At 68.2% G+C, this 10,297-nt stretch carries 8 protein-coding genes; 7 read left to right on the top strand and 1 reads right to left on the bottom strand.

Annotation, left to right across the window (positions count from 1 at the left end; translation table 11 throughout):
* Positions 1–199 precede the first annotated feature (199 nt).
* On the bottom strand, positions 200–1,195 hold the full coding sequence (locus VHS75_RS09625) for an AraC family transcriptional regulator (RefSeq protein WP_329638395.1): 996 nt from the start codon (positions 1,193–1,195) through the stop codon (positions 200–202).
* A gap of 161 nt (positions 1,196–1,356) precedes the next feature.
* On the opposite strand from VHS75_RS09625, the gene VHS75_RS09620 reads away from it, so the two are divergent.
* From VHS75_RS09620 to VHS75_RS09590, 7 genes are all read left to right on the top strand, one after another.
* Entirely contained in the window at positions 1,357–2,331 is a 975-nt protein-coding gene (locus VHS75_RS09620) for a quinone oxidoreductase (RefSeq protein WP_329638394.1), read from the top strand.
* Positions 2,332–2,356: 25 nt separating this feature from the next.
* Entirely contained in the window at positions 2,357–3,259 is a 903-nt protein-coding gene (locus VHS75_RS09615; RefSeq protein WP_329638393.1) for a TauD/TfdA dioxygenase family protein, read from the top strand.
* 57 nt (positions 3,260–3,316) lie between these two features.
* A complete protein-coding gene (locus tag VHS75_RS09610) occupies positions 3,317–4,372 on the top strand; it encodes a 3-keto-5-aminohexanoate cleavage protein (protein ID WP_329638392.1) in 1,056 nt (351 codons plus the stop codon).
* Positions 4,373–4,435: 63 nt separating this feature from the next.
* On the top strand, positions 4,436–4,999 hold the full coding sequence (locus VHS75_RS09605) for an RBBP9/YdeN family alpha/beta hydrolase (protein WP_329638391.1): 564 nt from the start codon (positions 4,436–4,438) through the stop codon (positions 4,997–4,999).
* Positions 4,996–6,273 (top strand): MFS transporter, encoded by a 1,278-nt coding sequence (locus VHS75_RS09600; protein ID WP_329638390.1) that lies wholly within the window; start codon positions 4,996–4,998, stop codon positions 6,271–6,273. Before VHS75_RS09605 ends, VHS75_RS09600 begins: the two co-directional genes overlap by 4 nt.
* Before the next feature lie 21 nt (positions 6,274–6,294).
* On the top strand, positions 6,295–8,721 hold the full coding sequence (locus tag VHS75_RS09595; protein ID WP_329638389.1) for a TonB-dependent receptor: 2,427 nt from the start codon (positions 6,295–6,297) through the stop codon (positions 8,719–8,721).
* Positions 8,722–9,064: 343 nt separating this feature from the next.
* Positions 9,065–10,291, top strand: a complete 1,227-nt coding sequence (locus tag VHS75_RS09590; RefSeq protein ID WP_329638388.1) for an MFS transporter — start codon at positions 9,065–9,067, stop codon at positions 10,289–10,291.
* Positions 10,292–10,297: the final 6 nt, after the last annotated feature.

Raw genomic sequence — 10,297 nt, 5'->3', positions numbered from 1 at the left:
GCTCATGGCGGCGATGCGGGCTTGACGCAGCCCTCCCTCGTCACGTGCCAAAACGCCGCCTCCAACGTCCGGCCTCATAGAGCCCGCGAAGATCAACCTCCCGCGACCTGCGCGCCAGCGCGTTTCCACACGGGCTCGGTGAGATGCGGACGTTCGACCTGAATGCGCCCAGTGTCGCGTTCTGACTCTTAGCGCGGCATCATAGCTCGCCGCCGCCGGCTCGACGGTGTGCTTCCCGCCGCCATCGCCCAGGCGCGGCGCCGAACTCCTCGGCGAACCAGCGGTTAAACGAACTCTGGCGGGCATAGCCGACCAGTCCGGCGATCCGGGCCAGCGGCAGGTCTTCATTCGCGACGTAGCGGAGGGTCAGCTCGCGGCGGACATCGTTGAGGACCGCAGTGTAGTCCGCGCCCTCTGCCACCAGGCGCCGCTGGAGGGTTCGTTCGTTGAAGCCGAGGCTGGCCGCCACGCGGCCGATCGAAACTTCGCCGACTGGCAAGAGCAGATAGATCGCCTTCTGGATTTCCTGTGACAGCGTGCGGCCGTCGGCGCCCGGCAGGGTGCGCAGGTAGCGCTCCGCGTGCCTGGCAAGGATCGGATCCGCTGTCGGGTTGGGGGCGTCGAGGTCTGCCCGACTGCAGGTGAGCCCGTTGAAGTCGCTGCCGAACTCGCAGATAGGCCCGAAAACACGCCGATGGATCAGGAGATCGTCCGGGGCCGCGTGGGTGAAATTCACGCTGGCGGCCCGCCAGCGCGATCCCAGCACCGCGCGGAACAGTCGGTAGAGCACGCCGATGGCCAAGTCGTAGGCCTGCCGCATCGATCTGTGGCCCCGCACGGCGAGCTCTTCGCGGACGACCACCACGTCGCCATGCTCCTCCATCTGCACGAGCAAGGAAGGGTTCAGGATCTGGCGGTACTGGACCAGGGTCTTCAGCGCGTCGCGCATCGTCGCCTGATGGGTGATGAGCAGGCTGATCGCCCCGAAGTCGGAGAGCTGGCGCGACTCGGCCATGCGCAGGCCGAACGTGGGGCACCTTGCTGCGTCGGCCGAGGCCTCCAGAAGTTCGACGACGCTGTCCGCCGTGATGCGCATGTCCGGGTCAGCGAGCGCCCGGCGGTCGATCCCGGCTAGGCGCAGCATCGCACTCGCATCCAGGCCGACCTGGGCGGCGACCTCGGCGTAGTTCGCCAAAGTCGCGCCCCGGACAAAGGGCTGCATGGCGCTCCTCCTCGACCGTCATTGTCGTCAAATGAAAATTCGCTGTCGTCAAATGAAAAGCCACACGCCGCCAGGAGTCTAGCGTGCCGTCAACGACACCGGGTCCGACGCGGCCCGTGCGCTGGGAGGATCAGGTGCAGAAGGCGGTTCGGTTCTATGAGACCGGTGGGCCCGAGGTCATGCGCCTCGAGGACATCACGGTCGGCGAGCCGGAGCTTGGCGAGGTCCGCGTTCGCCACGTCGCTGTCGGGCTGAACTTCGCAGACACCTACTTCCGCTCCGGCCTCTATCCCGCAGCCCTGCCTTCAGGCCTGGGCGTGGAAGCGGCGGGCGTCGTCGAGGCCGTCGGGCCGGGCGTCACCGGCTTCGCGCCGGGCGACCGGGTCGCCTACACCGGCAGCCCCCTGGGCGCGTATTCCACCGCCCGGGTCATGCCTGCGGACTCACTGGTCAAGCTTCCGGACGAGATCGCCTTCGAGACCGCCGCAGCCATGATGATGCGCGGCCTGACAGCCTCCTACCTGCTGCGCCGGATCTGGCCGCTCAACGACGGCGACACCATCCTGCTACACGCGGCGGCCGGCGGCGTCGGCCTGATCGTATCCCAATGGGCCAAGCTGCTGGGCCTGACGGTCATCGGGACGGTGTCCAGCGACGCCAAGGCCGAACTCGCCCGCGCCCACGGCTGCGACCACGTCGTCCGCTACGACCGCGAGGACGTGCCCTCGCGGGTGCGCGCCCTGACCGGCGGCGCCGGCGTTCCGGTGGTCTTCGACAGCGTCGGCAAGGACACCTTCGCCGGTTCCTTGGACTCCCTGCGCCGGCGCGGCCTGCTGGTCTGCTTCGGCACCGCCTCGGGCCCTCAGCCGCCGATCCAGGCCATGCAGCTGGCGATGAAGGGCTCGCTTTATGTCACCCGCCCGGCGCTCGCCGACTACATCGCCGACCCCGTGGAGCGCGCGGAGCTGGCGGGTGAACTGTTCGGTCACGTCGCCGCCGGCCGCATCCGCATCGAAGTCAACCAGCAGTACGACCTGGCCGACGCCGCCCGTGCTCACAGCGACCTCGAAGGGCGCAAGACGACCGGCTCTTCGATCTTCGTGCTCTAGGGCCGCCCACTCAGGAGGACAATTGATGACCACCGATGTGAAAGCGCCCGCGGTCGTGAAGGCCGCCGCCCTTGGTTCCGTCCAGGTCGAGCGTCTGACCTGCAGCATCGGCGCCCAGCTTTCCAACGTCGATCTCGGCGCAGCCTCGCGAGACGACGCCCTGTTCGCAGAACTCAAGGGCCTGCTCCTGCAGCACAAGGTCCTCTTCCTGCGCGACCAGGACATCACCCGCGCCGAGCACGTGGCCTTCGCCAGCCGGTTCGGCGCCCTGGAGGACCATCCGGCGCTCGGCAGCGACCCCGAGAATCCGGGCCTGGTGCGCATCTACAAGGACCTCGACAGCCCGCCCGAGCACTATGAGAATGGTTGGCACTGCGACGCCACCTGGCGCGAGGCCCCGCCCATGGGCTGCGTCCTGCGCTGCATCGAAGGCCCTGAGGCCGGCGGCGACACCATCTGGGCGAATATGGCCAAGGCCTACGAGGACCTGGCCCAGCCGATCAAGGACCAGATCGCCCCGCTCCGGGCGCGGCACTCGATCGAGGCCACCTTTGGCGCTGCGCTGCCTATGGAGCAGCGCCATGCCCTCAAGGCCCGCTTCCCGGACGCGGAGCACCCGGTGGTTCGCATCCATCCCGAGACCGGCGAGAAGGTGCTGTTCGTCAGCGGGTTTGCGACCCACTTCGTCAACTTCCACACGCCGGCCAACGTCCGGTTTGGGCAGGACTTCGCGCCGGGGAGCGCCAACCTGCTGAGCTACCTGATCGGCCGCGCTGCCATCCCGGAATACCAGGTGCGCTGGCGCTGGACGCCGAACAGCGTGGCCATCTGGGACAACCGCTGCACCCAGCACTACGCGGTCCAGGACTACTGGCCGGCGGTCCGCAAGATGGAGCGCGCCGGGATCATGGGCGACCGCCCGGTCTGACGCCCGCCTCAGACCAGCTCATTCACGCCGTGCCGAGCCCCTCAAGGAGCACCCGTTATGAACTTCATCGACGACTCCCTCCTCCCGGAAAACCAGGAAGACCTGGTGATCACCGCCGCGCCTTATGGCCCGGAGTGGATGCCGGCGGACTTCCCCGAGGACCTGCCGATCAGCATGCAGGAGCACGTCCAGAAGGCGGTCGACTGCTACAATGCAGGCGCGACGGTCCTCCACCTCCACGTACGCGAGGAGGATGGCACGGGGTCCAAGCGCCTCTCCATGTTCAACGAGTTTCTGGACCGCCTCCGGAGCGCTGTGCCGGACATGATCCTGCAGGTGGGCGGCTCGATCTCGTTCGCGCCCGAGAGCGAGGGCGAGGCGGCGAAGTGGCTGTCCGACGACACCCGCCACATGCTGGCCGAGCTGACGCCGCGGCCTGACCAGGTGACGGTGGCGGTCAACACCAGCCAGTTCAACATCGTCGAACTGATGGACGAAGACGACCTGAAGGGCACGTCGCTCGCGGATCCGGCGCTCTACGAGGCCTATCGCGAAATGACGGTTCCGGCCGGCCCCGGCTGGCTTGAGGAGCATGTCCGCCGGCTCAGCGCCAACGGCATCCAGTCGCACTTCCAGCTGGCGCAGATCTCACAGCTGGAGACGCTGGAGCGCATGATGCGCCGGGGTAAGTTCTATGGGCCGCTTATCCTCACCTGGGTCGCGATCGGCGGCGGCTTCGACGCGCCCAACCCCTACACCATGATGAACTTCATCCGTCAGGTGCCGGACGGGGCGGTGCTGACGCTGGAGTCTTCCATGCGCCACGTCCTGCCGCTGAACATGATGGCCATCGCTATGGGCCTGCATGTGCGCTGCGGCAACGAAGACAACCTCTGGACCCAGGATAAGCGCAACAAGATGAGCTCGGTCGAGCAGGTCGAGCAGCTGGTGCGGATCTCGCGCGAGTTCGGCCGCGAGATCGCCACTGGCAAGGAAGCCAAACGCATCTACCGGATCGGCGAGTTCTACCAGAGCGTCGATGAGACCCTCGCCAAGAACGGCTTCCCGCCCAATCGCCAACCCGGCCAGAAGGGCTTCCTGCTGCACGCCTGAGGCGCTCGCAGGCCACACGCACACACATCCCGCCAGCCAGACAGCCTGACAGAAAGCTTTCCTTTGCACGCCACTGTCCTGATCGTTCCCGGTCTCCGCGATCACATGCCCGACCACTGGCAGACCCTCCTCGCCGGGGAACTGCCGGGGTCGCGCACTGTGCCTCCCCTTGAACGCGATAAGCTCAGCCGCGCGTCGCGCGTCGAGGCATTGGACCGCGAAATCCGTGCGATCGAAGGGCCGCTGATCCTGGCGGCCCACAGCGCCGGCGTGCTCACCGTGGTCCACTGGGCCCAGACGCACAGCCGACCGATCCGCGGCGCGCTGCTGGCGACGCCGGCCGACATCGAGACCCCGCTGCCCGCCGGCTATCCGACACCGGAGGATCTTCGGCTGGGCGGCTGGCTGCCGATCCCGCGGACGCGGCTTGCATTCCCGAGCATTGTCGCCAGCAGCGATAACGATCCCCTGGCGAGCGCAGAACGGACGACCGACCTGGCGCGCGCCTGGAACAGCCTCCTGGTCCCCTTGGGACCCGTGGGACACCTCAATCCGACCTCGGGCTATGGACCCTGGCCTCGTGCGCTCGAACTCCTCCGGCAGCTCGACGACGTGTTGGTCTCATGAGCATCGTCCTCGTTCCTTCGGCCGGGAACGGCTTGCGGCTCGAGGCCCGGGCCACTAGCCGCGGCTGGCTGGTCCTTTGCGTATCCTTCGCGCTTCTGCTTTCGGACCACATGTCCCGGCAGGTGCTGTCGGCGGCCTTCCCGCTGCTGAAGGTGGACTGGGGTCTGTCCGACACCCGCCTGGGCGCGCTCAGCGGCGTGGTCGCCCTGATGGTGGGCATCCTCACCGTTCCACTGTCCCTGGTCGCCGACCGCGTGGGACGGGCGCGCAGCGTCGCTGTCATGGCGCTGACCTGGAGCCTGGCGACGCTCGCCTGCGCGGCCTGCGCCAGCTATGGCCAGCTGCTCGCGGCCCGTTTCGTGCTGGGCGTCGGCGAAGCCGCCTACGGTAGCGTCGGCCTGGCGGTGGTCTTCACCTATTTTCCGAAGAGCCTGCGCGCCACGATCACCGGCGTCTTCATGGCCGGCGGCGTCTTCGGCTCGTTCATCGGCCTGGCCCTCGGCGGCGCCATGGCTGCGCACCTCGGCTGGCGCGGCGCCTTCGCGGGGATGGCTGTGTTCGGCCTGGCGCTGGCGGCGGCTTACGCGGTTTTCGTGCGCGACGGCCCCGCGCCCCTGCCGAATGCCGAAGCGGGTGGCGTCGCGCCGCACGGCCTGAACGGGATCGCCCGCGGCCTGTTCGGCTCGCCCGGGGTCGTGCTCACCTATGTCGCCAGCGGCCTGCAGCTGTTCGTCCTGGGCTCGCTGACCGCGTGGGCGCCCAGCTACCTCAATCGGTTCCAAAGCCTCTCGCTCCAGGCCGCCGCGGCGTCGGCGGCGACGCTTCTGTTCGCGGCCGGCATCGGCATGGTCGTTTGCGGCGGATTCGCCGACCGGTTCTGCGCCGGGCGGCCGCACCGCCGACCCGCCCTGGCCGCCGCCTATGGCGTGGTCACGTTCGTCTTCCTCGAAGCAGCGTTCCATCTCCCGCCCGGGCCGCCGCAGGTCGTCTGCGCATTGCTCGGCCTGTTCTGCGCCGGCGGGACCACGGGACCGGCGGGCGCCATGGTGGCGGAGCGCACGCCGGCGGCCCTGCACGGGGCGGCGCTGGCGGTCCTGACGCTCTCCAACAACCTCATCGGCCTCGCGCCGGGTCCGCTTGTCACCGGCTTTCTGGCCGACAGGTTCGGCCTTCCAACCGCAATCCAGCTCACGCCCGTCGCCGCGCTCATCGCCGCGGCCGTGTTCTGGATCACCGGCAGTACCCAGCGTTCAACCAAAAAAAGCACGGCCTAAAGCGGCCAACGGGGGGACCCCATGACCTATCGCAATCTATTCTTTTCAGGCGCGTCCTGCTTCGTCCTGGCCGCCTTCGCCGCGCCGGCTCTCGCCGCCGACGCCGCCGCTAGCGCCGGCGGCGGCATCGCCGTCGAGGAGGTGGTCGTCACCGCCCAGTTGCGCGAGCAGACCCTGCAGAACGTGCCCATAGCGGTCACCGCCTTGAGCTCGGCCACCCTGAAACAGGCCGGCGTCATCGACATGTCCGGCGTCGCGAACCTGGTGCCGGCGCTCTCGGCGCAGGAGACCAACAGCGCCGCCAACCAGAGCTACAAGATCCGCGGGATCGGCTCGGACGCGAACACGCCGACCTTCGAGCCGGACGTGGCGCTGTTCGTCGACGGCGTTTACCTCCCGCGCTCGGGCATGAGCGTCGACGATCTGGGCGCTGTCGCCCGCGTCGAGGTGCTGGAGGGCCCGCAGTCCACCCTCTACGGTAAGAACGCCACCGCAGGCGTCATCAACGTCGTCACCGAGGCGCCGTCGCACACCCTGACGGGCAGTCTCGAAGGCTCCTATTCCAACCTCGACGGCGGCCTGTCCGCCTCGGTCTGGCGCTTCGCCGGCTATGTGTCGGGGCCGATCAACGACCGGCTGCGCTACAGCCTCAGCGCGGTCAACTACAGCCAGGGTGACACCTTCAAGAACCTCTTCCCCGGCGCAGGCAATGCCAACGACATGAACCGCTATTCGGTGCGCGGCCAGATCGAAGCCGACCTGTGGCAGGACACGACGCTTCGCGTCGCGGCCAGCCGCAGCGAGGTCTACAACACCAAGAGCAACGACCCGGACGTGATGTACTACGCCGCGCCAGGTCAGCCGGGCGGACCGAACAACGCCTACAAGCTGGACTTCGGCCCGCTGGGTGCGGTTGAAGGCATCACGCCCTGTGCGGACAACAACCCGAACAACCGAGTGATCTGCACGTCGAGCCCGATCCGGACCTCGACATTCAGCAACGTCGTGTCGGCGACGCTGAACAGCAAGATCGGCCGCAACACCCTGACCTCGATCACCGCCCTGTCCGACTACGGCGACCGGCTCGACTGGGCCGACGCGGCGCTGGTCGTGATGCCGGTGGTGAACTACACCGACACCCAGCAGGGCGGAACGTTCTCGCAGGAGATTCGCCTGGCCTCGCCGACCGGCGACAAGCTCGAGTGGCTGGGCGGCCTCTATTTCCAGCATGTGGGCTTCGCCCGCGGCGACGACGGTGATTCGCCGACCTTCACCCTGGACCCGGCGGCGGCCCATATCCCACTGCCGCACACACCCGCCCTGCCGGCGGCCTTCGTGCTGGGCCAGCCCGGCGACGAAGGATTCCTGAACTCCAAGTCACGATCGAGCTACGAAGCCGTGTTCGGCCAGTCGAGCTACCACATCAACGACAAGCTCTCGGTGACGGCCGGCCTGCGGGTTCAGACCGAGGAGAAACACGCCTCGGTCGACAACGCCTACAAGGTGTCGGCCGCGACCCCCAATCTACCGCTAGGGCCCTGCGGGAATTTCCCGCTCAACCTGATCACCGCCAGCCTCACGCCGGTCAACCTGCCGGCCTGCCCACTGGTCCCGATCAACGCGGCGTTTGACCATCGCACCAGCATGCTGACCTGGAACCTGACGGGCGAATACCACCCGACAACGGACACCATGCTCTATGCGACCGTCTCGCGGGGCGGAAAGTCGTTCGGCTACAACATCGGCTTCGGCAGCGCCACGCCCGGCGTGCGCGAGTTCAAGGACGAATACGTCACCAGCTACGAGATCGGCGTGAAGTCGAAACTGCTGGACGGCCGCGCCCAGGTTTCGGCGGACGCCTTCTACGCCGACTACCGGAACTACCAGAACGCCGGCCTCATCGGCCTGCAGTTTCTGGTCAACAACGCGCCGAAGGTTTCGGTCAAAGGCTTCGAGGCCAACGGGAATTTCGCGCTCGGCCACGGCTTCAACGCCAATGCCGGCGTGACCTATGTCGACGCGACCTACGACAGCTATCCCAATGGCTCGCCCTTCTTCACCGCGGCCGGCCCCTCCAGCGGGAACATGACGGGCGAGAACCTCCCGCTGGTCCCGCACTGGCGCAGCGTCGTGGGGCTCCAGTACAAGCAGCCCACCCAATGGGGCAGCCTGTACGGCCGCGTCGACTGGACGTGGCAGTCGAAAGACCTGACCAACACCAACCTCGATCCGCGCAGCCTGCAGCCGGCCTATTCGCTGGTGGCCCTGCGCGGCGGGATCAAGTTCGACGGCGGCTGGGACATGTCGCTGTGGGCCAACAACGTCTTCAACACGACCTACACCGTGCAGGACGCCGTCTCGCCCCTCTTCGGCTTCACCGATCCCGAATTCATGCGCTTCCTGGGGCGGCCGCGTGAAGCGGGTCTGACCGTGCGCAGGAGCTTCTGAGCCTCAGTTGGCCGCCTGGCGATCGCCAGGCGGCCAGATCAAACATCCGCTCCTGGCGCGGGGCAGGCGCTCAACGCTTCCATGAGACGCTGTTGGACCTGTGACATTATGCAGAAAAACCTTGAGAACATCGTTCTCAGGATTTGATATGTTCTCGCCGCTGCGCTCCGTCGGAGCCGGCCGAAGTGCGACGAATCATGTTCGAGGCGATATCCGTGTCGCAAACGGTCTGGTTCCCGGTATCGCAACACGGGTTGGCGAACCTGGGTCGAGCGATCAGCGCTAGGCGCCCGGGCCAATTCAGGGCGATCCTCCCGAGCCTCAACCGCGCGGAATCCAGCCCATGAGCCCTCGGCCTCGTCCGCCTTCGTCCGCCGCGGGCTCTGCGCCCGACGATCTCGTCGATGAAGTGGCAGGCCCTCCGTTCGTCCCATCCGAGGCGGCCGCGGCGATCGCGCTGGGTCTGCTTGCGCTGCTGATCACGGGCCTGATGGGCCTTCTGCTGGCGACGCTGGCGGAGGAGGGACGCCTTTCCGCGCCCGGCATCGGCCTGACCGCCATGCTGGAGGCGCTGACGACCGGGCTGGTGACCGCCGCTGCGGGCATCGTGCTGCGGCCTGTGCGGCTGCGCACCATCGCCGCCATCGCCGCTGTCGTCCTCGTCGCCCTGGACCTCGCCACGACGCGGACCAGCGGACAGGGCGTGATGATCGTCCGAGCGTTGGCCGGCCTACCCGAGGGCGTCCTGTTGTGGATCTCCATCGGCTTCATCTCCCGCACCGCGACTCCGGAGCGCTGGGCGGCGGTCCTGTTCACCGGCATGGGCCTGACCCAGCTTGCGGTGGCCGCCGCGCTCTCCGCCGTGATCCTGCCGCGCTTCGGCGCCAACGGCGGCTATGTGGCCGTCGCGGTCGGTGCGGCCCTGGCGCTGCCCGTTGCTTTCTTCATTCCTCGCAGCCTGGGCGACGTCGCCGCGGCCGGGGCGCCGAGCTCGGGCGCGCCGCCATTCCGGGGCTGGGTCGCGCTGGCCGGCACCCTGTGTATGGCCGCCTCCCTCACCGCCGTGGCGGTCTATGTCGTCCCGCTGGCGGGCCAGGCGGGGCTCAGCGTCGCCGTGGGACGCACGGCCATCTCGGTCGGGCTCGCCTGCCAGATGGCCGGCGGCGCGCTGGCGACCGCGGTGGCAGGCCGGGTCCGCTACATCACCGTCTTCTGGGTCTGCGCGGCGGTCTTCGCGGCGACCTGGGCGACCTACGCCGTCCACGCGCCGGCCTGGCTATTCGTCGCCATGACGGGGCTTGCAGGCATGGCCGCCTTCGTGGCGGGGCCTTTCCTGGTCCCCATGACGGTGGAGGCCGATCCCTCCCGGCGCGCCGCCATGCAGAGCGGCGCAGTCCAGCTTCTCGCGGGCGCCTTCGGGCCCTTGCTGGCCTCGTTCGCGGTCACCAACCAGAACGTCCATGGCGTGCTGATCCTCGGCGTCGCGCTGCAGGGCGCAGGCCTGGCGATTGCGGTGATGCTGCACCGGGTCCTGCAGACAGATCGCGCCCGGGCCGCAATTCCGGGCTGAGCCGGC

It is taken from the genome of Phenylobacterium sp. (assembly GCF_036264965.1).
Taxonomy (GTDB): domain Bacteria; phylum Pseudomonadota; class Alphaproteobacteria; order Caulobacterales; family Caulobacteraceae; genus Phenylobacterium.
Note: the sequence above shows the minus strand (reverse complement) of the source record. Positions and strands in the feature narration are given on the sequence as shown.